Origin of the sequence: Sinomonas cellulolyticus, from assembly GCF_014656475.1 — a bacterium.
GTDB lineage: Bacteria > Actinomycetota > Actinomycetes > Actinomycetales > Micrococcaceae > Sinomonas > Sinomonas cellulolyticus.
On the sequence record NZ_BNCM01000021.1, the window covers coordinates 13,589 to 39,466 of the forward strand.

Annotated in this window: 25 protein-coding genes and 1 tRNA gene; 9 read left to right on the top strand and 17 right to left on the bottom strand. The window is 70.1% G+C overall.

The genetic code is table 11. From position 1 onward, the window contains the following. Positions 1–27 precede the first annotated feature (27 nt). Positions 28–261, bottom strand: coding sequence for a hypothetical protein (locus IE231_RS18360; protein WP_229867386.1), 234 nt, complete (start codon positions 259–261; stop codon positions 28–30). Here IE231_RS18360 and IE231_RS18580 point away from each other — a divergent pair. Then, entirely contained in the window at positions 190–465 is a 276-nt protein-coding gene (locus tag IE231_RS18580) for a hypothetical protein (RefSeq protein WP_374189474.1), read from the top strand. The genes IE231_RS18360 and IE231_RS18580 overlap by 72 nt on opposite strands. 1,161 nt (positions 466–1,626) lie before the next feature. Next, positions 1,627–1,893, top strand: coding sequence for a site-specific integrase (locus tag IE231_RS18585; RefSeq protein WP_189695271.1), 267 nt, complete (start codon positions 1,627–1,629; stop codon positions 1,891–1,893). On the opposite strand, the gene IE231_RS17430 is transcribed toward IE231_RS18585, so the two are convergent. From IE231_RS17430 to IE231_RS17445, 4 genes are all read right to left on the bottom strand, one after another. Beyond that, positions 1,883–2,212 carry a DUF2283 domain-containing protein gene (locus tag IE231_RS17430; protein ID WP_189695272.1) on the bottom strand — a complete coding sequence of 110 codons (330 nt, stop codon included), beginning with the start codon at positions 2,210–2,212 and terminating at the stop codon, positions 1,883–1,885. The genes IE231_RS18585 and IE231_RS17430 overlap by 11 nt on opposite strands. Positions 2,213–2,231: 19 nt before the next feature. Further along, the gene (locus tag IE231_RS17435; RefSeq protein ID WP_189695273.1) at positions 2,232–2,468 is read right to left on the bottom strand and encodes a DUF4258 domain-containing protein; all 237 of its coding nucleotides are present in this window, start codon (positions 2,466–2,468) and stop codon (positions 2,232–2,234) included. A 3-nt stretch (positions 2,469–2,471) separates the two neighbouring features. Continuing rightward, entirely contained in the window at positions 2,472–2,864 is a 393-nt protein-coding gene (locus IE231_RS17440; RefSeq protein WP_189695274.1) for a DUF6941 family protein, read from the bottom strand. A gap of 146 nt (positions 2,865–3,010) precedes the next feature. Further along, positions 3,011–3,083: transfer RNA gene (locus tag IE231_RS17445), tRNA-Lys, on the bottom strand. Positions 3,084–3,264: 181 nt separating this feature from the next. On the opposite strand from IE231_RS17445, the gene IE231_RS17450 reads away from it, so the two are divergent. The 3 genes from IE231_RS17450 (at position 3,265) to IE231_RS17460 (ending at position 5,829) form a co-directional block, all read left to right on the top strand. After that, a complete protein-coding gene (locus IE231_RS17450) occupies positions 3,265–3,921 on the top strand; it encodes a hypothetical protein (protein ID WP_189695275.1) in 657 nt (218 codons plus the stop codon). Between the two features lie 272 nt (positions 3,922–4,193). Continuing rightward, on the top strand, positions 4,194–4,811 hold the full coding sequence (locus tag IE231_RS17455; protein ID WP_189695276.1) for a nuclease PIN: 618 nt from the start codon (positions 4,194–4,196) through the stop codon (positions 4,809–4,811). Position 4,812: 1 nt separating this feature from the next. Beyond that, positions 4,813–5,829 carry an inorganic phosphate transporter gene (locus IE231_RS17460; RefSeq protein WP_189695277.1) on the top strand — a complete coding sequence of 339 codons (1,017 nt, stop codon included), beginning with the start codon at positions 4,813–4,815 and terminating at the stop codon, positions 5,827–5,829. Between the two features lie 114 nt (positions 5,830–5,943). Here IE231_RS17460 and pstB read toward each other — a convergent pair whose 3' ends face one another. The 4 genes from pstB to pstS form a co-directional block, all read right to left on the bottom strand. Further along, a complete protein-coding gene (pstB, locus tag IE231_RS17465; RefSeq protein WP_189695278.1) occupies positions 5,944–6,723 on the bottom strand; it encodes a phosphate ABC transporter ATP-binding protein PstB in 780 nt (259 codons plus the stop codon). 26 nt (positions 6,724–6,749) lie between these two features. Beyond that, positions 6,750–7,856 carry a phosphate ABC transporter permease PstA gene (pstA, locus tag IE231_RS17470; protein WP_189695279.1) on the bottom strand — a complete coding sequence of 369 codons (1,107 nt, stop codon included), beginning with the start codon at positions 7,854–7,856 and terminating at the stop codon, positions 6,750–6,752. 1 nt (position 7,857) lies between these two features. Continuing rightward, the gene (pstC, locus tag IE231_RS17475) at positions 7,858–8,820 is read right to left on the bottom strand and encodes a phosphate ABC transporter permease subunit PstC (protein ID WP_374189472.1); all 963 of its coding nucleotides are present in this window, start codon (positions 8,818–8,820) and stop codon (positions 7,858–7,860) included. A 133-nt stretch (positions 8,821–8,953) separates the two neighbouring features. Further along, the gene (gene pstS, locus IE231_RS17480; protein WP_189695281.1) at positions 8,954–10,072 is read right to left on the bottom strand and encodes a phosphate ABC transporter substrate-binding protein PstS; all 1,119 of its coding nucleotides are present in this window, start codon (positions 10,070–10,072) and stop codon (positions 8,954–8,956) included. Positions 10,073–10,293: 221 nt separating this feature from the next. Between pstS and IE231_RS17485 the strand changes: the two genes are divergently transcribed. The 3 genes from IE231_RS17485 to disA all read left to right on the top strand — a co-directional run bounded on the left by IE231_RS17485 (position 10,294) and on the right by disA (position 14,159). Further along, positions 10,294–11,439, top strand: a complete 1,146-nt coding sequence (locus IE231_RS17485) for an FUSC family protein (protein WP_189695282.1) — start codon at positions 10,294–10,296, stop codon at positions 11,437–11,439. 73 nt (positions 11,440–11,512) lie between these two features. Continuing rightward, positions 11,513–12,940 (top strand): DNA repair protein RadA, encoded by a 1,428-nt coding sequence (gene radA, locus IE231_RS17490; protein ID WP_189695283.1) that lies wholly within the window; start codon positions 11,513–11,515, stop codon positions 12,938–12,940. Positions 12,941–13,082: 142 nt separating this feature from the next. Further along, positions 13,083–14,159 carry a DNA integrity scanning diadenylate cyclase DisA gene (disA, locus tag IE231_RS17495; RefSeq protein WP_189695284.1) on the top strand — a complete coding sequence of 359 codons (1,077 nt, stop codon included), beginning with the start codon at positions 13,083–13,085 and terminating at the stop codon, positions 14,157–14,159. Between the two features lie 36 nt (positions 14,160–14,195). Here the strand turns inward: disA and IE231_RS17500 are convergent, their stop codons facing one another. Beyond that, positions 14,196–14,966: a hypothetical protein gene (locus IE231_RS17500; protein ID WP_229867390.1), complete on the bottom strand. Its 771-nt coding sequence runs from the start codon at positions 14,964–14,966 to the stop codon at positions 14,196–14,198. A 153-nt stretch (positions 14,967–15,119) separates the two neighbouring features. Between IE231_RS17500 and IE231_RS17505 the strand changes: the two genes are divergently transcribed. Then, the gene (locus IE231_RS17505; RefSeq protein WP_374189473.1) at positions 15,120–16,163 is read left to right on the top strand and encodes an iron-sulfur binding domain-containing protein; all 1,044 of its coding nucleotides are present in this window, start codon (positions 15,120–15,122) and stop codon (positions 16,161–16,163) included. 32 nt (positions 16,164–16,195) lie between these two features. Here the strand turns inward: IE231_RS17505 and IE231_RS17510 are convergent, their stop codons facing one another. From IE231_RS17510 to IE231_RS17540, 7 genes are all read right to left on the bottom strand, one after another. Beyond that, positions 16,196–16,747, bottom strand: a complete 552-nt coding sequence (locus IE231_RS17510; RefSeq protein ID WP_189695286.1) for an amino-acid N-acetyltransferase — start codon at positions 16,745–16,747, stop codon at positions 16,196–16,198. Positions 16,748–16,793: 46 nt separating this feature from the next. Next, positions 16,794–18,932, bottom strand: a complete 2,139-nt coding sequence (locus IE231_RS17515; protein WP_189695287.1) for a S9 family peptidase — start codon at positions 18,930–18,932, stop codon at positions 16,794–16,796. Positions 18,933–19,045: 113 nt separating this feature from the next. Beyond that, the gene (gene dhaM, locus IE231_RS17520; protein ID WP_189695288.1) at positions 19,046–19,720 is read right to left on the bottom strand and encodes a dihydroxyacetone kinase phosphoryl donor subunit DhaM; all 675 of its coding nucleotides are present in this window, start codon (positions 19,718–19,720) and stop codon (positions 19,046–19,048) included. Further along, complete coding sequence (gene dhaL, locus IE231_RS17525; protein WP_189695289.1) at positions 19,717–20,403, bottom strand: dihydroxyacetone kinase subunit DhaL; 687 nt, start codon at positions 20,401–20,403, stop codon at positions 19,717–19,719. Before dhaL ends, dhaM begins: the two co-directional genes overlap by 4 nt. Continuing rightward, positions 20,403–21,404 carry a dihydroxyacetone kinase subunit DhaK gene (gene dhaK, locus IE231_RS17530; RefSeq protein ID WP_189695290.1) on the bottom strand — a complete coding sequence of 334 codons (1,002 nt, stop codon included), beginning with the start codon at positions 21,402–21,404 and terminating at the stop codon, positions 20,403–20,405. Before dhaK ends, dhaL begins: the two co-directional genes overlap by 1 nt. Positions 21,405–21,585: 181 nt before the next feature. Next, positions 21,586–22,923 (bottom strand): FAD-binding oxidoreductase, encoded by a 1,338-nt coding sequence (locus tag IE231_RS17535; RefSeq protein ID WP_189695291.1) that lies wholly within the window; start codon positions 22,921–22,923, stop codon positions 21,586–21,588. A 189-nt stretch (positions 22,924–23,112) separates the two neighbouring features. Then, on the bottom strand, positions 23,113–25,635 hold the full coding sequence (locus tag IE231_RS17540; RefSeq protein ID WP_189695292.1) for an ATP-dependent Clp protease ATP-binding subunit: 2,523 nt from the start codon (positions 25,633–25,635) through the stop codon (positions 23,113–23,115). Positions 25,636–25,878: the final 243 nt, after the last annotated feature.

Below are 25,878 nucleotides of genomic sequence, written 5' to 3' on the forward strand. Positions count from 1 at the left end.
CCTAGCTGGCCACCTCAACTGGCTACCCTACGCCTCGAATATATCTTCGATCTTGTCCGACAGCGTGGATAGGCTCGCTTCATGCACAGCACATGGGGGATGCTGCACGCGCTGGCGCCGCACATCAGTCCTTTCTTCGCGCTCCTTTCCGACGGCTTGTCCGGGCTGACTGACGGTCGGTCGAGGATCTTGCTCGATAAGCGTCTGGACCCGGTCGAGCGACGGTGTGCGCTCATGCACGAGCTCGTCCATATCGAGCATGGCCACACCGGGTGCCAGGGCCCACGCACCGAGCGACGGGTCCGGCATGAGGCGGGCCGCCGGCTGATCTCCCCGACGCACCTGCTCGAGGCGTACCGGTGGACCGAACACCCGGAAGAGCTCGGCGTCACACCGAGGCAGTCATCGTCGACCTGCTCCAGGCACTCTCAGACCGCGAGCGCAGGCGGCTTAGCGCGGCGGTGACGCATTCGCCGTGTGATCACGTTCTACGCCTCATCTGGAGGGCGGCCGTGGCCAGGGAGAAGCAGAAGCGCGCCGCGGGCGGCGGGACCGTCTACGAGACGCCTGACGGCCGCTGGCGGGTCGAAGTCTTCGTCGGGTGGGGGCGGACGGGAACCCGCAGCGGAAAGTCGAGTACGCCGCGACCAAGGCCCTCGGCGAGGCGAAGCGTCGTGAGCTCGCGACCAAGGCCCGCGCCGGGCTGATCAAGGCCGGCCGGTCGCCGGTGCTGGGAGACTGGCTCGAGGAATGGATCTCCGAGGCGCTCGAGTCGAAGATGCGCGAGCGGACCAAGCGCGACTACCGCTCCTACATCCGGACGCGAATCCACGGGCGGCCGATCGCGAAGAAGCGCCTGGACAAGACCCGCCCGTCCGACTTGGCCGCGGTGTACGCCGAGATGCGCGCCGCCGGCCGGTCGGAGACCACCGTGGCGCAGATGCACCGGATCCTCTCGCGCGGGCTCAAGGTCGCCGTCCAGATGGACGAGGCCGCGGTGAACCCGGCCTCCTGCCTCGAGGCTCCGCAGCCCGCCCCATTCGCCCCGACCGTGCTGAGCGTGGATGAGGCGCGCCGCCTCATCGACGCTGCGGAGAAGCTCGACGACGGCGCGCGGTGGCTGCTCAACCTCGCCCTCGGCCCGCGGCAGGGCGAGCGCCTCGCGATCACCTGGGACCTGATCGACCTCAAGACCGGCAAGCTCCCCATGGACCGAACCCTCACCTGGGCGCCGTGGGAGCACGGCTGCGGACGACGGTGCGCCGCCGGCCTGGGGGCGCCGCGCACACCTGTGCCCGGAGCGGAAGGGCGGCGGAGTGTTCGTGACCAAGCCGAAGTCCCACGCCGGGACCCGCGACCCGATCCTGCCCAAGCAGCTGCTCAGCGCACTCCGCCGCCTCAAGAAGCGCACCAGGGACAGGTCCGCGCCGAGGAAGGAGAGAACTGGACCGGCTTCACCTCAGCCGACGGCCTCGACCTCGACGACCTCGTCTTCACCGACCGGCGCGGCCGACCGCTCAACCCGCGCACCGACTGGGAGCACTGGAAGAAGTTCCTCGCCGCCAACCACGTGCCCGCGGTCGCGTCCGCGACGGCCGCCACACCGCCGCCACCGTGCTCCTCGTCATGGGCGTCGACCAGCGCGTCGTCATGGACATCATGGGCTGGTCCCAGACCTCCATGGTCCAGCGCTACCAGCACGTCGTCGACGAACTCAAGACCGAAGCCGGGGCCCGCGTCGGTGCCGCGCTCTCGCGCCCGACGAACCGAAGCCCGCGAGCGCATCGGTCCTCAGTATCGACGACTTCCGACGCCAGCGAGCGCGCTAGGGTCAAAGTAGAGGGGCCCGGCTTCCACTGCAGCCGGGCCCCTCGAAGTTCGCTCACGCGCTGACGAGCGCATCCTTGCGTGCAGACGACATCGAGCCGTCGAAGCCGCTGGTCAGCGATACGAATCCCTGAATGGACGGCTGGATCTGCCGAAGCTGCTCAACGACGCGCGAGTGCACGTGGTATTCCTTCTCCAGCCGGCTAAACGGAATCCTGGTTTGGAAGCCAAGGATTTCCACGCCGACGACAATCCGCATCTCGTCGAGGTCGACGATCACGTGCTGGTTCAGTTCTTCGGTGAACGCAACCTGCTTGTCGCTCAACCGGATGTAAGCAGCCTCGACGTCGTGGTCCATCTCGAGCGTGATCTTCGAATCAGTCAACAGATCTCTCCTCCCCCGGTCAGTACGCATGTACTGTAACGAGCTTCAGCGTAACGCCTTCGGCGCCCTGCTCAATCGTTCCAGACAAACAGATCTTCAATCGTAATCCATCCCGCGTGCGCCCGATGTAGCAGACCGGCGCCGAATCGCCTGGCATGGACATCTCGACGTTCTCGAGCGCCTCATTGACCTCGGCCTTGGTGATCCCACGTTCGTCCATGCGCCTCTGCGCGTGCCTCGAGATCTCCAGTTCCATGCGTCAGCGGCCCACCGATACGTCGAAGGCGAGACGGCGCACCTGCTCCCCGTCGATCTCGATGAAGACCTCGTACAGCCCCTCGCTCGAGATCGGCACGGTGAACCCGGCCGCGAACATCACCCCGACCTTGTCCCCGTAGGGTCGGCCAGCGTGCTTCGGGTCCAGGACTCCCTCGATGGCGATCTCCACATTGGAGCGCGGATCGGAGAACCTCACCCGCAATGGGAACTCCGAGCCATCGACCTTCGCGCGGACGCGGCCGGCGACGTGAAGCAGGTGCGTCGTGGGCACCTCGGGAGCGAACACATGCGTGTAGCTCGCCCCGACCACAGTCAGGCGGTCGGCCTCGACCTTCGCGAACTCGGCGAGCATGGCGTAGTCCAATTCGGGCATGCCCTGATCATAGGTCGCGCCCGTGCCCCCGGCCCACTCAACCCTCGTCCGTATCAACTCCCACCAAAACTCCCACCAAGCCCCGTCACGGGGCTAGTCGGGGAGAGAGCGAGAGGCCCGGCATCCGTAGGATTCCGTGCCGTGGGTGGGCCCCGTGGGCCTCGAACCCACGACCCGCGGATTAAAAGTCCGCTGCTCTACCAACTGAGCTAGAGGCCCGTGCCGGCCTTCCCGCCGGACTGGGACCACTCTATCGCAGGGCCCAGCACCGTTACCCAGCGCGGGCGGAGCGGCTCGCAGCATGCGCGCCACCCGCAACCACGGGCCGCGCTCCGGGCCCTCTGCGCGTGTGCAGCCGCGATCGGAGGAGTACCGTACTGGGCATGGACGAGGGAGTGGCATGAGCGAGAACCCAGCGTCAGAAGGCTCCGGCCCGGTCAGGCCGCACAAGCCCAAGCCCTTCGCGCCCATCGACTTCGAGCCGTTCGCGGGGGGTGCGGACCCGGCGCGGGTCTCCGAGGCCGCGCATCTGGCAGCGCAGGCACTCGTGCGGCGCGGCCGCGCCAGCGACGATCCCGAGGTGACCCGGCGTCTCGTGCGCCTCGCGGACGAGCAGGGCCTCGACGCGATCGCCGAGATGTGGGCCGAGAGCCCGGCCCGATCCCTCCCCGGGGCGCTCTGGCGTCTCTACGCCCTGCGCGCCGCCACGAAGCAGGATCCGGAGCGCATCTCGGTCTACTTCCGGGCCGGCAAGGACACCGCGCAGGTCTCCCACGTCGTGGCGGGCGTCGCGGAGCCCCCTGGCGCGGACGAGCTGACCACGATGGCGGACGCGATCCTCTCGGGGGCGTTCGACGGCGACTTCGACGTCGCTCTCGAGCGCTCGGCGGCGTTCTGCCGCGTCGTTGCTCTCGGCCAGGCGACCGTGGCGGACAGCGCCGAATGGGCCAACTCGCAGCATGCGAGCAAGCTCACGAAGAGCGCCCACCAGCTCGTGAGGACTGCCGAGGATCTCGAGGCCAGCGCCAAGGCGTGGCGGCGCGGCCAGCTCGACTGACGCGCGCTGCTAGCCCTCCTGCCGCAGACAGTCAAGGTTGACTCTCCCGGTGGGAGAGGAGAACACTGTAGGTGGCGCCGAGCCGCGGAACCCCCGGGCTCCAACTTTGAGCCGCTACGAGCGGCCTCCCGCCGAGAGGCGGTCCCGGTTCGGCGCCTTTGACTTGTCCGCGAAGAGGCGGCCCCGGCTCTTCGCGTGGAGGCACCTGCCTGGGGTCGCGTAAAATGCCAGAGTCGGCGCCCGCCGGCTTATGGCGGCGCCCTCGGAGATCCATGAAGTTCAGGCTTTTCCCCCAGGAGACGGCAGGCCTTGAACTGCTCGCTTCGATGGCCCAGCAGTCCGCCCTCGGCGTCCAGACGCTCTCGGAGATGTTCGGGGCCCGGCGCGGGGACTACGCCCAGCTGGTGGACGCCCTCATCGCCAACGACGCGCGCTGCACCGAGCTCTCCCGAACGCTCCTGACCCAGCTGCGCACGAGCTTCGTCAATCCCCTCCCCCGCGAGGACCTTCTCATCCTCTCCGAGTCGCTGTCAGCGACAACCGGCCACCTCGTAGCCGTGGGCGAACTCATGCAGCTCCACGGGATCGAGAGGCTGCCGTCCGAGGCCGCGGACCTGCTGGGCATCCTCGGCAGGGAAGCTGAGTTGACCGTGGTCGCGATGCGGTCGCTGCCCCGCCTCGAGGAACTCGAGGACTACTGGACTGACATCGTCCGGCTCGCCCGCCGCGCCGAGCACACCTACCGCGTGTGGAGCGCCACCGCGCTGCGCGAGCTCTCGATCGCGCACTTCGCGCGCACTGTCGAGGTGGCCAGGGCACTCACCGACGCGGTGCGCTCCCTCCAGGCGGTCGCCGTCCACGTCGGGCGGATCATCGTCAGGGAGTCGTGAGGTGACGGCGGCGCTCACGGGCGTGGTTCTCCTCCTGGTCGGGGGCTTCGGCTTCCTCAACGGCTTCCGCGACGCCTCCGCCGCCGTGGCCCTGACCGTGCGCACGCGGGCGCTCACGCCGAGGATTGCGCTCGTGCTCACCACGGCGTTCAACGTGCTGGGGACGCTCGCCGGGGCGTGGCTGCTGAAGAGCATGGAGATCGCCTTCGTGGCGATACCCGAGGGCGGAGACGGCCTCGTGCTGCTCGCCGCGACGCTCGTCGCCGCGATCGTGTGGAACGTCTACGGATGGTGGAAAGGGTTCCCCTCCTCGTCCACCCACTCGCTGGTGGGCGGCCTCATCGGGGCGAGCGCGGGGCTCGCGCTCCTGGGCGCGCACGCGCCCTCCCATCTGGACAGCGTCTTCTGGACCTCCATCGGGCTGCCGCTCATCCTGTCCCCGCTGCTCGCGTTCGGCGCCGCATTCTTCCTCACCCCGCTGATCACGTGGATGGTCCGGTACAGCCAGCCGAACCAGGCCCATGCGGGGCTGCGGGCAGTCCAGTCGGTCGGCGCGTCCATCGTGGCCTTCGGTCACGGGCTCCAGGATGGCCAGCGGCTCACGGCCCTGTTCATGGTCGCCGCCCTTGGCTCCGGCGCCGGCTTCAGCAGTGGCCTGACGTGGGCCATGACGGCCGGCGCACTCGCCATGGGCGCCGGCACACTCGCCGGCGGGTGGCGCATCACCTATACCCTCAGCCACAGACTCGTGCGCATGGACCCGCTGCGGGCATTCGTCTCCCAGCTCGTCACAAGCACCATGCTCGTCTTCGGCTCGCTCGGCCTCCAGTGGCCCCTGTCCACCACCCACACCGTGGTCGCCTCAGTGCTCGGCGCCGGCGCGAACCAAGAGTATGCCGCAGTCAACACCCGCCTCGTGGTGCGCCTCATCCGCTTCTGGCTGCTCACGCCGCTCACGACGGCGGCCCTCGGCCTTGTCTTTGCCCTCGCCTTCGAGCCGATCACCGCACTCCGCTAGCTGCGGGCCCGAAAAGGAACGGCGGGCCGCCGCGCCCAGAGCGCGGCAGCCCGCCGTCGTGCGTCAATCCGCGGCCAGACGCAGCCCGCGCGGGCCTGCCCGGACGGCTGCCCGTCAGCCGAAGCGGCCGGAAACGTAGTCCTCGGTCGACTTCTCGGTCGGGTTGTTGAAGATCGTGGTCGTGTCGGCGTATTCGATGAGCTTGCCCGGCTTGCCTGTGCCCGCGATGTTGAAGAACGCCGTCTTGTCGGAGACGCGGGCGGCCTGCTGCATGTTGTGCGTGACGATGACCACCGTGTAGTTCTCCTTGAGCTCCTCGATCAGGTCCTCGATCGCGAGCGTGGAGATGGGGTCGAGGGCCGAGCACGGTTCGTCCATGAGGATCACGTCGGGCTTGACCGCGATCGCGCGTGCAATGCAGAGGCGCTGCTGCTGGCCGCCGGAGAGGCCCGAGCCCGGCTTGTTGAGGCGGTCCTTGACCTCGTTCCAGAGGTTGGCGCCGCGCAGGGACTGCTCGACGAGTGCGTCGGCATCAGACTTGGACATCCTGCGTCCGTTGAGCTTCACGCCGGCAAGCACGTTGTCCCTGATGGACATGGTGGGGAACGGGTTGGGGCGCTGGAACACCATCCCGATGTGGGACCGCACGGCCACCGGGTCGACGCCGGGGGCGTAGAGGTCGTCACCGTCGAGGAGCACCTCGCCCTCGACACGGGCGCCGGGGATGACCTCGTGCATGCGGTTGAGCGTGCGCAGGAAGGTGGACTTCCCGCAGCCCGACGGGCCGATGAAGGCCGTGACAGACTTCGGCTCGATGCTGATGTTGACGCCCTCGACAGCCCGGAAGTTGCCGTAGTAGACGTTCAGGTCCTTGACGTCGATTCGCTTGGACATGGTTTCCTTTGTGGGTCGGTGCGGCGTCAGCGGCCGGTCTTCGGCGCGAAGAGACGGGCGATCAGGCGGGCGATGAGGTTCAGCAGCATCACGAAGATGATGAGCACGAGCGCCGCACCCCAGGCCCGCTGGGTACTCGGATCCGGGTTCGACGGCGAGGTCGGGTTCAGGATCTGCGTGTAGATGAACGTCGGCAGCGAGGACATCCAGTCCGCGAACACGTTCATGTTGATCTTCGTCGCGAAGCCGGCGGTTACGAGGATCGGCGCCGTCTCGCCGATCACGCGGGCGATCGCAAGGGTGACGCCAGAGGCGATGCCGGAGATCGCCGTCGGAATGACGACCATGAGGATGGTGCGCCACTTCCGCACGCCCAGGGCATACGCGGCCTCGCGGAGCTCGTTCGGGACGATGCGGAGCATCTCCTCGCTCGAGCGGACCACGACCGGGATCATGAGCACGGAGAGCGCGACGGCGGCCACGAACCCCGTCTTGGTGCCCGGGCCCATGAGGGTCGCGAACAGCGCCGCGGCGAAGAGGCCGGCCACGATCGACGGGATGCCGGTCATGACGTCGACGAAAAACGTGATGGCCTTGGACAGACGGCCGTCGTTGCCGTACTCGACGAGGTAGATCGAGGTAAGGAGGCCGATCGGCACCGAGATGATGGTGGCCCAGAGCGTGATGAGCAGAGTGCCCATGAGCGAGTGGTAGATGCCGCCAAGGACCTTCGTGCCGTTGTCCACGGACTCGTTGTCCTGGATGCCGCTCACGCCGTTCATCGACGTTCCGAGGAAGCCCGGCGTCGTGAGGCCCTTGAGGCCCTCCGCGAGAACGGTCCAGATGACCGAGATGAGCGGAAGGAGCGCAATGAGGAAGGCGCCCACCACGAGGCAGGTCGCGAGCTTGTCCTTCGCCTTGCGGGGTCCCTCGACCGCCGCGCTCCACGCGACGTAGACGATCGTGAAGGCGATCGCGGCGAAGATGCCCCAACCGAAGAAGTTGAAGCCGACGAGGGAGGACGCCGCAGCCCCGAGGACGAGCGCCACGACGAGGGCAACCCACGGGGCGAAGCCGGGCAGGCGGTTCCGTGTCAGAGCCGAGCTCCGGCGCTGTACGAGGGTGGTGGCCATGTCAGTTCGCTCCCGAGAATTCCTTGTGGCGGCTGATGACCCAGCGCGCCGCGATGTTGACGGCCAGCGTGATCACGAACAGCACGAGGCCCGCTGCGATCAGCTGGCTGAGGCTCAGCCCGCTGGCCTCCGGGAAGTTGAGCGCGATCTCGGCGGCGATCGTCTGGTTGCCCGACTTGATGAGGCTCGCAATGAGCGGCCCGGACGAGAGGACGAGGGCCACGGCCATGGTCTCGCCGAGGGCGCGGCCGAGGCCGAGCATGACGGCGCTGATGACTCCGGGCCTTGCGAACGGGAAGACCGTCATCCGGACCATCTCCCAGCGCGTGGCGCCGAGCGCGAGCGCGGCCTCCTCGTGCAGCTTGGGGGTCTGGAGGAAGATCTCGCGGGAGATCGACGTGATGATCGGGATGATCATGACTGCGAGCACGATGGCGACGGTGAGGATCGTCTTCCCGGTGGCGGAGGCGGGGCCGGCGAAGATGGGGATCCAGCCGAGAGTGTCCGCGAGCCACGAGTAGCCGGGCACGACCGCCGGGGCCAGGAAGAGGATGCCCCACGCGCCGAAGATCACTGACGGGATCGCCGCGAGGAGGTCGATGACGTAGCCGAGGATCTGGGCGAGGCCCCGAGGCGCGTAGTGCGAGATGAAGAGGGCCACGCCGAGCGAGATCGGCGTGGCGATGACCAGGGCGATGGCCGCCGCGATCACCGTGCCGACGACCAGCGGGTAGATGTAAGCCCAGAAGCCCTTGCCGCCCGCGATCTGGTCCTGCGGAGCCAGGAGGGCCGGCATCGCCTGGACGACGAGGAAGGCCGCCACGGCGAAGAGGACCACCAGGATCACGACGCCGGCCGTTAGGGCAGCGCCGGAGAACACCTTGTCCCCCGTGGCGCCCGCGGTGTCACCGAAGGCGCCGGCGTCGGTGCGGGTGGCATCGCGCTTGGTCTGTGCTGTGGTCACATCAGGTCCCTTGACTGCAACGGGTGGGTAGTCGCCAACTGTACGTGTCATCGTGTCATGCCCCCGGTGCTCAAGGCGATGCCCGCCCCGTCCGCAGAGGCGGTCGGGACGGGCGCGCCGTCGTGCGTGAAGATTAGGACTTGACCTTGATCGAATCGATCGCGGTCTTGGCCTTGGATGCGAGGGCCGAGGAGAGCGGGGCGCTCTTCGCAGCCGAGGCGGCGGCCTTCTGGCCGGCGTCCGAGACGACGTAGTTCTCCCACGCCTTCACGAGGTCAACCGTGGCCTGGTCCTTGTAGGTGGTGCAGACCACGTGGTAGGAGACGAGCACGATCGGGTAGGCCGAGGAATCCGTGGGGGTGCGGTCCAGCGTGAGCGCGAGGTCGTTCGCCGCACGGCCCTCGGCAGGCTTGGACAGCTCGACCGCCTTGGCGGCACCCTCAGCGGAGAGGGCGACGAACTTGTCGCCGACCTTGACCTTGGCCTTGCCCAGCGAGCTGGTCACGGCCGAGTCGTCGGCGTACGCGAAAGCACCGGGAGTGTCGGAGACGGTCTTGACGACGCCGGTCGTGCCCTTGGCGTTCTCACCCGGGAGCGAGGCAGGCCAGGTCTGGTTCGACTTGTCCTTCCAGACGTTCGGGGCGGCCTTGGAGAGGTAGTCGGTGAAGTTCTCGGTGGTGCCCGAGTCGTCAGAGCGGTGCACCGGCGTGATCTTGAGGTCGGGGAGCTTGGCGTCCTTGTTGTCCGCCGCGATCGCCGGGTCGTTCCAGTTGGTGATCTCGCCGCGGAAGATCTTGGCGACCGTATCCGGGGTGAGGTTCAGGTCCTTGACGCCCTGCAGGTTGTAGGTGAGGGCGATCGGGGAGATGTAGACCGGGAGGTCGAGCGCGCCGTCGGGGCCGCAGACAGCCTTCGCCGAGTCGAGCTCGGCGGGCTTCATGGCAGCGTCCGTGCCGGCGAACTGGCTCGCACCGGAGATGAAGGTCTTGCGGCCGGCGCCGGAGCCGTCCGGGGAGTACTGGACGGTCACGCCCGAGTTGGCGGCGGTGAAGCCCTGCTTCCAGGCATCGATGGCCTGGGCCTGGGCGCTCGAACCCGTGCCGGTGAGCGTGCCGGTGACCTTGGGGCCGGACGAGGCCGAGCCGGTGTTCTGGGTGCCGGTCGCGTTGTCCGAGCCGCATGCGGAGAGCGCGAGCGCTCCGGCTGCGACGACAGCGACGGCCGAGAGGCGGCCGAGACGGAAAGCCTTCACGAAGTTACCCCTTCCAGGGTGGTTGAGTGCGTACGTGCCGTACTGAAGTCGAAGCTAGAGCCGACAGGTAACGACTTTCCTCGGCGAGGGTTAACGGAAGGTGAACTGCACGGGGACAGAGCATGGCTGCGCCCCGTCGGGCCTTGCCATCTTCGTCACACCGGACTATAGGACCGGCACGTCCGGGGCTCCGCCGGGCTGGGCTCCCTAGACTGCCCTGTATGGATGTCTCCGGCAGCCCGAGCCCTGCCAGGCTCTGGGCGACAGCGGCTGATTACCTGAAGGATCTCGGCTCCTCCGGCCTCGTCCGGGTGCGCCGGTCGGTCATGCCTGCGGTCTCCATGACGCTGGGCGCGGTGCTCGCGTACTTCATCGCCGAGACGGTCCTCGGGCACGCCGGTCCGATCTTCGCCGCGACCTCGGCGATCGTCTCTCTCGGGTTCGGCCGCGACCTGACCGTCCGGAAGGTGCTCGAGGTGGCCATCGGCTGCACACTCGGCATCGCCGTGGGCGATCTGCTGATGCACTTCCTGGGCGTGGGCCTGTGGCAGGCCGCGGTGATCCTGTTCGTCTCGATCCTCCTGGCCAGGTTCCTGGACCGGGGCGTCATCTTCGCCACGCAGCTGGGGCTGCAGTCACTGCTGGTGGTGCTGCTGCCCGCGCCGAGCGGCGGCCCGTTCGCGCGGAGCCTCGACGCCGTGGTCGGCGGTCTCATCGCCCTCGTGATCACCGCCCTGCTCCCCCGCGATCCCCGGGTCCAGCCGCGCCGAGACCTGCGTGAGCTCGTGGACACCTTCGCCACCATGCTCCGCGAGTGCGCGGAGGCGCTCGCGGACGCGGATTCGACGAGGGCGTGGCACGCCCTGGTGCGGGGCAGGGGCTCCCAGGCGAAGGTGGACGCGATCCGGGCCAGCCTGAAGTCTTCGGGCGAGGTGGCCCGCCTCGCCCCCGCCTACCGGCGCCACCGCAGCGAGCTCGAGGAGATCGAGAACGCGGTCGAGTACCTGGACCTCGCGATGCGCAACGGCCGGGTCGTGGCGCGGCGGCTGGTCTCGGTGATCAACAACGCAGCGCTGACCCAGACCGCGGCCGAGAGCATCGCCGAGCTCCTCACCGACACGGCGGATGCGCTGGAGAACATGGCTGTGGGGCTCATGACCGAGCGGCGCGAGGAGCGCACCGCTCAGCTGCGCGCTTCCCGCCGGGCCCTCACGGACGTCGCGGCGCGGGCGCATCCGCGCACGCTCCACGTGGAACGCCTCGAGGGCGAAACGCTCGTGGTCCTGCTGCGGCCCATGCTCGTGGACCTGCTCCAGGCCACAGGGGACGACCACGACGAGGCCGTCGCGGTGCTGCCCGGCATCTGAGGCGGGTACGGCACCGGCAGGGTCCGCGCCGTGCGCGCCAGGATTGTCGGTGGGCTCGCATAGCCTAGGGCGCATGGCGACGAAGACCGCGGCACGCAGCACCTCCCGCTCTGGCAAGGCCCCCGGGTACCGGTGTGCCGAATGCGGCTGGACCACGGCGAAGTGGGTGGGCCGCTGCGGTGAGTGCCAGGAGTGGGGCACGGTGGAGGAGGTCGGCTCCGTCGTCGCGCGCACGACGGCGGCCGCTACCGTTCTCGAGCCGGCTCGCCCCATCGCCGAGGTGGACTCCACGGACGCGGCGTTCATGCCCACGGGCGTCGGGGAGCTGGACCGGGTGCTCGGCGGCGGGCTCGTGCCCGGAGCCGTCATCCTGCTCGCCGGCGAGCCAGGGGTGGGCAAGTCAACGCTCCTGCTGGACGTCGCAGCCCGCGTGGGCTCGGGCGCCACGGGCGGGGGAGCTCCGGGAGCCGGGCCGCGGGACGTCCTGTACGTGACCGGCGAGGAGTCCGCGGCGCAGGTGAAGCTGCGCGCCGACCGGATCGGCGCCGTCGCCCCCCGGCTGTTCCTCGCCGCGGAGACCGACCTCTCGCAGGCTCTGGGCCACGTGGAGAGGGTTTCACCCCAGCTGCTCATCGTCGATTCGGTGCAGACGCTCTCCAGCCCCGAGGTGGACGGCAGCGCCGGCGGAGTGTCGCAGGTGCGCGAAGTCGCGGCGTCGATCATCGCAGCCGCCAAGCGGCGGAACATGACGACCCTGCTCGTGGGGCATGTGACCAAGGACGGCTCGATCGCCGGTCCCCGCCTGCTCGAGCACCTCGTCGATGTGGTGTGCCAGTTCGAGGGCGAGCGGCACTCGCGGCTCCGGCTCCTGCGCGCGGTGAAGAACCGCTACGGACCGACCGACGAGGTGGGCTGCTTCGACCTCACCGAGACCGGGATCGAGAGCGTGACGGACCCCTCGGGGCTGTTCGTCTCGCGCACCAAGGAGCCGGTATCCGGAACGTGCATCACCGTGACCCTCGAGGGGCGCAGGCCGCTGCTGGCCGAGGTGCAGTCCCTCCTCGCGGAATCTGCCACAGCCCAGCCGCGCCGCGCCACGAGCGGCCTGGACTCGTCCCGCGTCGCGATGCTCCTGGCCGTGCTCCAGCAGCGGGCGGGCTGCCTCCTCCACAAGGACGACACCTACGTGGCGACCGTGGGCGGGGTCAGGCTCAGCGAGCCCGCCACGGACCTCGCAGTGGCCCTCGCTGTCGCCTCCGCGAAGACCCGCACGGCGCTCCCCCAGCGGCTGATCGCCTTCGGGGAGGTGGGCCTCGCGGGCGAGGTGCGGCCGGTCCCAGGCATCGGGCGGCGCATCCAGGAGGCCCACCGTCTCGGCTTCACGCACGCCGTGGTGCCAGCGAGTCCTAACGGGCCGGGCGAGGTGCCGGACGGCTTCCGGGTCAAGGAGGTGAGCCACGTCGCCGAAGCCCTCGAGCTCCTGATCCCCGACGCCGGCTGAGGGCGGCATCCGACCTGTTCGGCGGCCAGCCGTGCCCGAATCGTTGCCAACTTCGCCCGGAAGGGCGCTATCCCGGCACGCGGGCGCGGATACCATGGGAACCGTTGTTGCGCCACGCGCGACGCAAGAAAGGGAAACTCTCATGGCTCGGACCCCCGAGGACGTGCTGAAAGCCACCTTGGCCCGGGTCGCACCCGGAACCGACCTGCGCGACGGCCTCGAGCGCATTCTGCGCGGTCGCACGGGCGCCCTCATCGTTCTCGGGTACAACCCCGGCGTCGAGGCGTTGTGCTCCGGCGGGTTCGAGATCGGGATCGAGTTCTCGCCCACGCGTCTGCGCGAGCTCGCCAAGATGGATGGCGCGATCGTGTGCGACCGGGACGCCCGGACCATCGTCAAGGCCGGGGTGCACCTCGTGCCCGATTCGTCCATCGAGACGCACGAGTCCGGCACCCGCCACCGCACGGCCGAGCGGGTTGCGAAGCAGACCGGGCTCCCTGTCGTCTCGGTGAGCCAGTCGATGCACATCATCGCCCTCTACGTCCAGGGCATCCGCCACGTCATCGAGGACTCCGAACGCGTCCTCGCCCGCGCGAACCAAGCCCTCGCGACCCTCGAGAGGTACCGGGCGCGCCTCGACCAGGTCACGCACTCCCTCTCCGCTCTCGAGATCGAGGCCATGGTCACGGTACGGGACGTGGCGCAGACCCTGCAGCGCCAGGTGATGGTCAAGCGCATTTCGGAGGAGATCTCCCAGTACCTGCTCGAGCTCGGCAACGACGGGCGCCTCCTGGCGCTCCAGCTCGAGGAGCTCACGGCTGGGCTGGGACCCGGCGCCGACGTCGTGATCCGCGACTATGCGGGCGACGACGCCTCCCCCGAGACGATCGACTCAGCGGTCGAGGCCCTCATGGAGCTCTCGAGCGTGGACCTCATCGACCTGAACAAGATCGCCGCGGTCCTCGGCTACGCCGGCGGCACCGAGACGCTCGACGCCGTGGTCCAGCCCCGCGGCTACCGCCTCATCTCGGGCCTGAAGCCGGTGCCGCGCGCCGTCGCCGACCGTCTGGTGGACCACTTCGGCGGCCTGCAGAACCTCATGGCCGCGACCATCGAGGACCTCATGACGGTGGATGGGATCGGCGAGCAGCGCGCCCGCACGGTCCGCGAGGGACTGTCCAGGATGGCGGAGGCGAGCCTGCTGGACCGCTTCCTCTGAGTCTCAGACTGCCCGCCGGCTACTTGAGCTGCGCGGCTACTTGAGCTCGAAGACGGCCTTCGAGCTCGTCGTCGCGCCGAGCGACGCGGTCATGACGTAGATTCCGGGCTTCGGCTGGACCGTGGCCGCCTTGCACCCCTCGGTGCTGCGCACGCGGGCCCACGGGAAGTTCGCGGTCTCGGAAGCCCCGGCGGCGATCGTCTTGGGCAGGTCCTGCGCGTCGGCCTGGCAGTCCTTCGATGAGAAGACCCGGTCGGTGCCGCTCACCACGAGGAACTCCATCTGCTTGGTCCCCACATTGACCTCGCACGGCATGGGATTCCCGTTGGTGACCTTGAGGGTGAAGACCGGCTTCTCGTTCGGGGCGTAGCTCGGCTTGTCGGTGGACGCGGAGACGGTGATGAGGTGGGGGTCGCAGGGCCCGGCGCTCGCGGTCGCCGTGCCGGTGGTCGCACTGGCCGCTGGCGACGCCGAGGCGTCGGGCATCGCCGTCGCCGTTCCGGTGGACGTGGGCGCGGCGTTGGCGGAGGCGTCGGGCGACGGCGTCGCGGACCTGGCCTCTGGCGTGGCGGCAGGATCCGCGACGGGAACGGTCCCCGTTCTGCGGGCATCGTCGGCCACTGAACCCACGTCGACGGCGGCGGCCCAGACACCGACGCCGAGCACACCGAGCACGAGGACCATGAGCACGAGGACGGCGATTCGCCGCCTGCGGTACACGGCGGGGCTCACCTTGCGGGGGCGCGGAGCCGGACGCGTCCTCCCTGATCCGCGCGTGCCTGCTCCGCCCTTGCCCTGCCGTGCCATGCCTCTAGGCTACGGATCCCGCGGGAGCCCGGCCGTCCCGGCACGCCGCTGCCGCCATACTCGGGCTACAGTGGACGGCACGCCGCAGGGGAAACGAGCCGCCTGTTTCCTGACGGCCGACAGAACCAGATGATGACCCCACGAAGAGGTGCCGTGCCAGCAACAGCCGCTACCCGCCGTCGTGCGCAGCCGGAAGCGCCCGCGCCCGACGGCGCACGGGACCCCGAGCAGCTGCGGGCGCTGCATGCGGCGCTCGAGGACTGGTTCGGGGCAGAGGCCCGCGACCTCCCGTGGCGCGAGCACGACCGGACGCCGTGGGGCGTGCTCGTGAGCGAAGTGATGCTCCAACAGACTCCCGTGGTGCGCGTCCTGCCGGTGTGGCGTGAATGGATGGCTCGCTGGCCGCGCCCGGCGGACCTCGCCGCGGAGCCGGCCGGGGAGGCTGTGCGGGCATGGGGGCGGCTGGGGTACCCGCGGAGGGCGCTGCGGCTGCACGCCGCGGCAACGGTCATCGCGGCCGAGCACGACGGCGAACTGCCGGACACCGAGGAGGGCCTCCTCGCGCTGCCCGGCGTCGGCACCTACACCGCGGCGGCCGTGGCGGCCTTCGCCTTCGGACGGCGGGCCACGGTGGTGGACACCAACATCCGCCGCGTGCATGCACGGCTTGTGGGAGGCGAGGCGCTGCCCGCGCCGTCCCTCACCGCCGCTGAACTGCGCCGTGCCGCGATTCTCCTTCCCGCCGACCGCGAACGCTCCGTGGTGTGGAACGCCGCGGTCATGGAGCTCGGGGCGCTCGTGTGCACCGCCCGGTCCCCGCGGTGCGCCGAATGCCCCGTGGCGGGGGCCTGCGCGTGGCGCGCAGCCGGCGAGCCGCCGCCCACGTACACGCCGCGTGGCCAGGCCTGGCACGGCACGGACCGGCAGGTCCGCGGCGCGGTCATGGCGGTGCTGCGCGCCGCCGAGCAGCCGGTCACACGGGAACTCCTCGACCGGGAAATGGTGGGTTCGGCAGGGTCAGAGCCCTCCGCACCCGGCTCAACCCACCATTTCGCGGAGGCGGGCGGCCCGCTCCGGGACGCGATCACCAGGCTGCACGCACTCGGGACGGGGCCCGACCAGCTCGAACGGGCCCTTGCCGGGCTGCTCGCAGACGGGCTCGCGGTTGAGGCCGAAGGGCATCTGCGCCTGCCCTGACAGGCGGGTCGGGGACAGCCCGTAGGCGCCGCCTACTCGCGCGCCCGCCCGTGCAGCCACCGGATCATGCGCGTGTTGCCGAGGGTGTTCGGCTTGACCCGCGCGAGGTCGAGGAACTCGGCGATGCCTTCATCGTGGGAGCGAAGGAGCTCGGAGTAGACCTCCGGGTCCACACCGGACTGGTCGGCCATGACCTCGAACCCGTGCCGCTCGAAGAACCCCACCTCGAAGGTCAGGCAGAAGACCCGCTGCACGCCGACGTCGTGCGCCACCCCCAGCAGCCGCTCGACGAGCGCATGGCCGACGCCGCGTCCGCGCCACGAGTCCGCCGCGGCCAGGGTGCGGATCTCGGCCAGGTCCTCCCACATCACGTGCAGGGCCCCGCATCCGATGAGGACGCCCTCGGGTGTCTCGGCAACCCAGAACTCCTGGATCGACTCGTAGTACGCCACCGACTCCTTGGAGATCAGGATCCGCCGCTCCGCCAGCGGGGCGACGAGGCCCTTGATCGAGGCGACGTCGCCGGTTCGCGCCCGCCGCAGCGTGAACGGCGGAGCGGCGGGTGCGGTGGCGGTGTCGGTCATGCGCCCAATCCTAGTTGCGGCCGTCGCCCGGCCCGCCGCGCCGCGGCTACAGCCCGAGCTCCTTCGGCAGCTCCCGCTCCTCCCCCAGAACGTGCTCGGCGAGGAACGCACTGACCACCCCGTACCAGACCTTGGCGTGCTGCGGCTGCAGGATCCAGTGGTTCTCATCGGGGAAGTACAGGAACCGGTGTGGGGTGCGGCCCTCGTCGTCGGCGGCCAGCTGGGAGGCGGAGAGCAGCTCCCACCACAGCCGCAGCCCCTCGCCGATGGGCACGCGGTAGTCCTTGTCGCCGTGGATCACGAGCATGGGCGTGCTGATCCGCTCCACCGAGTGGTGCGGCGAGTTGGCATCCATCATCGCCGCATCCATCTCACGGGACCAGTAGAGTGCCATGTCCGTGGTGGGGCCGAATGCGTCGAGGGCCCACAGGCTCGCGTGGGTCACGATCGCGCGGAAGCGATCCGTGTGGCCCGCGACCCAGTTGGCCATGTACCCGCCGAACGACCCGCCCATGGCCGCCGTGCGCTCCGGGTCGAGGTCCCCACGCTCGAGTGCCGCGTCGGTGATCGCCATGAGGTCGGTGAACGGCTGGGAGCCCCACCGGCCCCACCCGCGGTCGATGAACGACTGCCCGTACCCCGTAGACAGCGAGGGGTCGGGCAGCAGCACCGCGTACCCCTGGGCCGTGAGCAGCCATGGGTTCCAGCGCCACGTCCAGGCGTTCCACGAGCCGATCGGACCACCGTGGATCCACAGGAGCAGGGGGTGGCGGCCGCCGTAGCCAGACGTGCCTGCCGTCTCGCCGGACGATCCGGAAGGGTCCGGCAGGGCGAGCCAGGCGCGCAGCGGGGTCCCGTCCTCGGCCGTCGCGGTGACCTCCTCGAGGCGGCCCGGGATCGTGGGCCTCTCCGCCGGGTTCGGCAGCCGTGTGGTCTCACCGGAGCCGAGGTCGATGCGCACGGCCTCGGGCGGGAAGAGGTAGGAGCTGCGCACGGCATAGGCGCTCGCCCCGTCCGGTGAGACGACGACGTCGGTGTAGGCCGCGTCGTCGTGCGTCACCTTCGCCACCTGACCCGTGGCGACGTCGATGCGGAAGACGGGCGAGCGGCCCCCGTCGTCGGCGGTGACGATGAGGGCGGATCCGTCCGGGAGCCAGTCCGCGGGGTGCGCCATGCGGTCCCACTCCGGGGCGAGGCGTCGCAGCTGCCCGCTCTCGACGTCGAGGAGGTGCAGCTCGGAGCGGTAGGCGTTCGTCGGCGTCGTGTGGGGCTCGACGACGACGGCGACCGTACGCCCGTCCGGGCTGACCGGGCCCGGGATGTAGTCCATCCCGTCCTCGGCGAGCACCGCGCGCCGCGTTCCGGAGGCGACGTCGATCGCGACCATCTCGCTGCGCAGATCGCCCTTGGCGAGCGGCCGCGCGACCGATGCGTAGAGAGTGCGCCCGTCGGGGCTCGCGAACGTCTCCGAGAACCGCAGCCCCGCGCCGATGTCCGGGGTGAGATTGCGCAGCTCGAGGGCGGGGGCCTCGTCCACGGTGCCAGGCTTGCCGGGCTCCGGCTCGGCCTGGGAACGCTCCACCGCGAACAGGCGCGGCTGGGCCGGCCCGAGGTCCGCATCCCAGAACCGGACCGGGTACGAGGAGTGGAGGATCGCCGAGACTTTGCCCTCCTTGCGGGCCTTCCTGCGCTCCTCATCGTCCGCCTCGTCGGTGCTGCCGGCCAGCGCGGAGGCCTGCACGAACGTCGCGTCAGCCTTCCGCGCAGTGAAGACGCGCTCGACGCCGCCGGGCCGGCTGAGCACGACCCGCGCCTCCCCGCCCGCACGGGGCAGGAGCCACAGCGCGTTGACCGGGTCCTCGTCCGGCTTCTCCGGATCAGGCCGCGCCGAGGTGAAGAAGAGGTCCCCGTTCGCAGCGAATGCCGCGCCCGCCTCGCCCTTGGCGCTGCGGGTGATGCGGCGGGCAGGGGCCTCGTCGGTGGGGTCGATCTCCCACAGCGCCGTGCCGTACTCGGTTCCCTTGCCGTTGAGGGTCGCGACCGTGGTGACCAGTCGCGTGCCGTCGGGGCTCAGGGCGAGCCCGGAGATCCTGGGAATCGCAATGTAGTGGTCGAGGTCGTGGAACGGGGTCTCGGGCTGGGGTGCGGCAGGCTGGTCTTCGGCAGGCTGGTCGTGGGCGCTCATGCGGACGATTCAACCCTCAGTGTGGCGCAAAGCACAGACCCGTTCACTCTTGGTGAAACAGTTCTTTCACGCCTTGCTCTCTTCGGGGAGTACCCCAGGGCCGTGCCCCCGAGTCACAGCTCGCCGAAGCCGGCCTCGACCTGGTCCTTGACGAAGGCGACCGCCTTGGAGGCGTCGGGCCCAGAGGCCTCGACCACGAGCTGCTGCCCGTTGCCTGCGCCGAGGCCCATCAGCGCCATGACGGACTGGCCGTCGACGCCGTTGACCGTCACCTCCGCGTCGAAGGCAGAGAGGCGGCCGGCCAGCACGGCGGCGGGGCGCGCGTGCAGCCCCATGGGGTTCTTCAGGGTCAGCACCGCCGATTCGGTCGGCTCCCCGAGTTCGGGCGGCTCCTCGGCCTCCGCTCCACGGACCGCTTCCTCGGCGGCGCGCGCGACCCCGTCGAGCCCCGCTCCGGCCTTCGCCGCGACCGCAGCCGCAACGGCCCCCTCCACAAGAGCTGCGTCCGGGATGCGGACCCGCGAGCGCTGGTCCTCCTCGAGGAATTCGAGCACCGACTCGGCCGTCATGACTGCGGAGCCCAGGTCAGTCAGGACGACGACCCCTTCCCCGGCGTCCGCCGCCCCGATGCCGTCCATGACCTTCTCGAACGAGGTGCCCACTCCGCCGTCGTCCGTGCCGCCTGCCGCGACGAGCGGCACCCCCTCCGCCATCTGGGCGGCCACCTCGACGACGCCCTCGGCGAGCCGCGCCGAGTGCGACACGATGAGCAGTCCGACCGGGCTCATGCGCCGTCCCCGCTGCCGCCCTGGCCCCCGCCCTCCTGCCCGCTGGCAGCCGTGACAGCGGCCCTGAGGATGAGCGAGGTCGAGACGGCGCCCGGGTCGAGATGGCCCGCGCTGCGTTCGCCCAGATAGCTCGCGCGGCCCTTCCGTGCCACAAGCGGCTTGGTGTCCTGCGCACCCTGCTCTGCCGCGTCGGCGGCGGCGCCGAGCGCGGCGAGCCCGTCGGAGGGCTCGCCGCTGGCACCCGCGGCCTCCACGGCCGGGGTCCACGCATCCACCATCGTCTTGTCCCCCGGCTGGGCCTTGCCCCTGGAGACGATGCCGTCCCGTGCCGCGGCCAGCATGGCGGCCACCGCCGGCGCGTCGAGCGCCGCCGCGTCCCCCACCGCGGTGGCGGCGCGAAGGTATGCCGTCCCGTAGAGGGGGCCCGCCGCGCCGCCCACCTTGCTCATGAGCATCATGGCCGCCATCTTCAGTGCCGCTGCCACCGACTCCGGGGGGTCCTCGTCGAGCTTGGCCACGATGGCCCGGAAGCCGCGGTCCATGTTCTCGCCGTGGTCGCCGTCTCCGATGGCCCGGTCGAGGTCGATGAGCTCCTCGCGGTGCTCGCCGATCACGCGTGCGCTCTCCCGCAGCCACCGCTCCGCCCAGGCCTTGTCCAGCGCCGCCGCGCCACCCGCCGCCATCAGGCGCCCCACCGCAGGGCCGGGGTGTGCACGGGCGCGTCCCAGAGGGCCGTGAGCTCGTCGTCGAGGCGAAGGACGGTGACGGAGCAGCCCTGCATCTCGAGCGAGGTGATGTAGTTGCCCACGAGGCTGCGCTCCACGCTCACGCCCCGGTCGGCGAGCAGCTTCGCCGCAGCCCGGTACACGATGTACAGCTCGGACAGCGGCGTGCCGCCCATGCCATTGACGAACAGCAGCGCCTTCTCCCCGGAACCGATCCCCAGATCCTCGACCACGGGCGTGAGCAGGTGCTCGGTGAGGGCGTCCGCGGGCTCGAGGCCGACGCGGTGGCGGCCCGGCTCCCCGTGGATGCCGATCCCGATCTCGATCTCGTTGTCCGCGAGCTCGAAGCTCGGCTTGCCCGCGTGCGGAACGGTGCACGGAGTCAGCGCCAGGCCCATGGTGCGCACGTTCGCCACCACCCTGTTGCCCACCGCCTCGACCGCGTCCAGCGTGTCGCCGCGCTCGGCCGCGGCACCGGCGATCTTCTCGACGAGCACCGTTCCGGCCACTCCGCGGCGGCCTGCGGTGTAGAGGGAGTCCTCGACGGCCACGTCGTCGTTCACCAGGACGGTGCGGACCTCGATCCCCTCGGCGGCGCACATCTCTCCGGCAGTCTCGAAGTTCAGCACGTCGCCGGTGTAGTTCTTCACGATGTGGACAACCCCGGCGCCACCGTCCGCCGCCTGGGTCGCGGGGATGATCTGGTCCGGCGTCGGGGAGGTGAACACGGCGCCGGGCACAGCGGCGTCGAGCATCCCCTTGCCCACGTACCCTCCGTGGAGAGGCTCGTGCCCGCTTCCGCCTCCCGAGACGAGGCCGACCTTGCCCTTCACCGCGCCTCCCGCGCGCGAGATGAAGAGTGGGTCGGTGTGCACGCTCACGAGGTCGCCGTGGGCCATGCCGAAACCCTCCACCGACTCGTCCACCACATTCTGCGGATCATTGATGAGCTTCTTCAACGCAGCACTCCTTCGCACGGTCCGTACGCTTCTGCCCGGTGTGTCTGGAGCGTACCCCGGCCCTCGGACACTTGGACAGAGCGGGCTCGGCCCGCGCACGACGACGCCCCCTCGCCCTGCGGAGAGGGGGCGCCGTGCGCCGGGGTCGCCCGAAGCTGGAGCCAGCCTGGAGCCTGGACAGTCAGGACTCCCGGCGGAGCAGCCCCTGGGGATCGAGCTCCTCTCGGGCGGCGGCGAGCTTCGCGGCGATGCCGTCCGACCATGCGGGCGAGAGGTCCTCACGGTCGCCGAGGAAGTTGCGCGGGCAATGGCCATTGCCATAGGGCGCCATGGCGGCGAGCACCTCCGCGATGGCCCCCGGGACCGCCTCGGCGATCGGTGGCGCCAGCACGCCGACCACGTGCATCGCGTAGGCGAGGCCGTGCGCCGAGGCGGTGTGGCCGGCGTCGGACGCCATCGCGCCGCCGAGCAGGCGGAAGTCCACGAGCGGGAGCACGCACTGCGCGTCCGGGCCGGCCACGGCGAGGACTGCCTCGATGGCCCGCCAGTCCAGGTCCACGATCCCGGCACCGCCGGAGAGGAATGGCAGGCGCTCCTCGGGATCGGAGTAGACGCGGTCGATCTCCGTGTACGGGAGGGGACCGACCATGTCGATCAGCACCGGGGCGGCCGCGCGCATGGGGGCGAGGACCTGCTCGCCCCCGCGGCCCACGTGGGCGAAGTTCACGTGGACCGTGAGCCGTCCCGCGAGCTCCCGGGGCACGCCCGGGGCGTCCGGTGCGCGGAGGAAGCGGATCGCCGTGTTGGACGCGTCCTTCAGGGTGCGGGCCCAGGCCGCGAACGTGCGCAGGACTGCCTCAGCATGCTGTCCGTCGAAGATGAGCGCGCCGCCGTAGACCTCGGCGACCGGGTACAGACGGAAGGTCAGGCCGGTCACCACGGCGAGGCCGGGGCCGCCGCCGCAGAGGAGATCGAACAGCTCGGGCTCGTGGGTGCGGCTCACGGTGCGCGCATCGCCGTCCATGGTCACGATGTCGAGGCTCAGCACGGACTCGGCCGCGAAGCCGAACGTGCGGCCCAGCACGGGGAGGCCGCCGCCGAGCGTGTAGCCCACCACGCCGACGTCCGAGCTCGAGCCGTTCAGCGGGGCGAGCCCGAAGGGTGCCGCCGCGTCGATGACCTCGCGCCAGCGCGCACCGGCTCCCACGGTCGCCGTCCGGGCCTGAGGATCGATGGAGACGGAGCGGAGGCGCTTGGTGCTCACGAGCACACCGCCGTTGAAGCCGCGCTCCGCGCCGTGGCCCGTCCCCTGGACCGCGAGCTTGATGGAGTTGAGGGAGGCCCAGCGGACCGCGGCGACGACGTCCGCGGCATCGAGCGCCGCGACGACGACGTCGGGGCGGTGCGCCACCGCGGCGTTGAAGGCGGAGGCCTCCTCCGCGTAGCCGGGGTCGCGGGGATCGAGCACGGCTCCGCGCACGAGGTCCTGCAGGGTGATGAATTCGAGTTGGATGGTCATGGCGTCTCTCTGGGAAGTGGATGCGATGGAATCCGAGACCAAGAAAGACAGTACCCTCACTTAGCAGGTTTGTCTAGCGATTGGATTTATTCGCGTTGCCGCCTTCCGGACAACGCAACGGCCCCCCACCTCGTACGAGGTGGGGGGGCCGACGTCGTGCTCGCGCCGTTCAGGGGCGCGGCGAGCAGGCTAAGCGCCGAGCTCCTTGCCGCTGCCGCCCTTGGCGAGCGTGACGACCTCGGGCAGCTCGGGCCGGGGAGTGCCGGCGAACGTGAACTTCGCGTCGTCGCCCTCGCCCTCGACGTCCACCACGACGATGTCGCCGGCGGAGAGGTCCCCGAAGAGGATCTTCTCGGACAGCTGGTCCTCGATCTCCGACTGGATCGTGCGGCGCAGCGGCCGGGCCCCCATGGTCGGGTCGTAGCCGATCGTGGCAAGCCGGACCTTCGCGGCCTGGGTGAGCTCGATGCCCATGTCCTTGTCCTTGAGCCGCTGCTCGAGGCGGGCGACCATGAGATCGACGATCTCGATGATCTCCTCCTGGGTCAGCTGCGGGAACACCACGATGTCGTCGACGCGGTTGAGGAACTCGGGGCGGAAGTGCTGCTTGAGCTCCTCCGTCACGCGGGACTTCATCCGCTCGTACCCGGTCTTGCTGTCAGTGCCGGACTGGAAGCCCGTCATGACGCCCTTGGAGATGTCCCGGGTGCCGAGGTTCGTGGTCATGATGATCACGGTGTTCTTGAAGTCGACCACACGGCCCTGGGAGTCGGTCAGGCGGCCGTCCTCGAGGATCTGCAGGAGCGAGTTGAACAGGTCCGCGTGGGCCTTCTCCACCTCGTCGAACAGCACCACCGAGAACGGACGGCGGCGGACCTTCTCGGTGAGCTGGCCGCCCTCCTCGTAGCCCACGTAGCCCGGAGGGGCGCCGAAGAGCCGCGAGACCGTGTGCTTCTCCGAGAACTCGGACATGTCCAGCGTGATGAGCGCGTCCTCCTCGCCGAAGAGGAACTCGGCGAGCGCCTTGGCGAGCTCGGTCTTGCCGACGCCGGTCGGGCCGGCGAAGATGAACGAGCCGCCCGGGCGCTTGGGATCCTTCAGGCCGGCACGCGTGCGGCGGATCGAGCGGGACAGGGCCTTGATGGCATCGTCCTGGCCCACCACGCGGCGGTGCAGCTCCTCCTCCATGTGGAGCAGCCGGCTGGACTCCTCCTCGGTGAGCTTGAACACCGGGATGCCGGTCGAGTTCGCGAGCACCTCGGCGATCAGGTCCTCGTCCACCTCGGCCACCCCGTCCATGTCACCGGACTTCCAGGCCCGCTCGCGCTCGGCGCGCTCCGCGATGAGCTTCTGCTCCTTGTCGCGCAGCGAGGCGGCGCCCTCGAAGTCCTGCGCGTCGATCGCGGACTCCTTCTCGAGCTTGAGCCCGGCGATGCGCTCGTCAAGGGCCTTGAGCTCCGGCGGCGCCGTCATGCGGCGGATGCGCAGGCGCGCGCCCGCCTCGTCGATGAGGTCGATCGCCTTGTCCGGCAGGAACCGGTCGGAGATGTACCGCTCGGCGAGGTTCGCGGCGGCCGCGAGCGCGCCGTCCGTGATGGTCACGCGGTGGTGCGCCTCGTAGCGGTCACGGAGGCCCTTGAGGATCTCGATCGCGAGGGCCACGGTGGGCTCGGAGACCTGGATCGGCTGGAAGCGGCGCTCGAGTGCGGCGTCCTTCTCGATGTGCTTGCGGTACTCGTCGAGGGTCGTCGCACCGATGGTCTGCAGCTCGCCGCGGGCAAGCATCGGCTTGAGGATGCTCGCCGCGTCGATCGCGCCCTCGGCAGCGCCCGCCCCGACGAGCGTGTGGATCTCGTCGATGAACAGGATGATGTCACCGCGCGTCCGGATCTCCTTGAGCACCTTCTTCAGGCGCTCCTCGAAGTCACCGCGGTAGCGGGAGCCGGCCACGAGGGACCCGAGGTCCAGCGTGTAGAGCTGCTTGTCCTTGATGGTCTCCGGCACGTCTCCGCGCACGATCGCCTGGGCGAGGCCTTCGACGACCGCGGTCTTGCCCACGCCGGGCTCGCCGATCAGGACGGGGTTGTTCTTGGTGCGCCGCGAGAGGACCTGCATGACGCGTTCCATCTCGTGCTCACGCCCGATCACGGGGTCGAGCTTGTTCTCGCGGGCGGCCTGCGTCAGGTTGCGGCCGAACTGGTCCAGCACGACCGAGCCGGCCGGCGTCCCCTCGGGCTGGCCTGAGCCGGAGCCCGCCGAGGCGGCCTCCTTGCCCTGGTACCCGGAGAGGAGCTGGATGACCTGCTGGCGCACGCGGTTCAGGTCCGCGCCGAGCTTCACCAGCACCTGCGCGGCAACGCCCTCGCCCTCGCGGATGAGGCCGAGGAGGATGTGCTCCGTGCCGATGTAGTTGTGGCCGAGCTGGAGCGCCTCGCGCAGCGACAGCTCGAGCACCTTCTTGGCCCGCGGCGTGAACGGGATGTGCCCGGACGGGGCCTGCTGGCCCTGGCCGATGATCTCCTGCACCTGCTCCCGGACGCCGTCCAGGGAGATGCTGAGGGACTCGAGAGCCTTGGCCGCGACGCCCTCACCCTCGTGGATCAGTCCCAGGAGGATGTGCTCGGTCCCGATGTAGTTGTGGTTGAGCATGCGGGCCTCTTCCTGGGCCAGCACCACCACGCGACGGGCGCGGTCTGTAAATCTCTCGAACATTGCTCGAACTCCCCGTTTTAGCTTGGGTGCACTGCGTAGTTCGATGCTACGTGCCGCGAACGCCGTGGCGACGGCTGTTCGCCACAGGGTGAACGCTCGCGCCGCGCCCAGGGAGAGGGCCACCCGCAGCCGAAGGGGGGTGCATGAAGCGCACGACGCCGCCCGCTCGCCTCGAACCTGAGTTTGGTCACTTTGCGGTCGGTTTCGAGAGGACTGCCTGCTGACCTGCGGTAACGCTGTCGT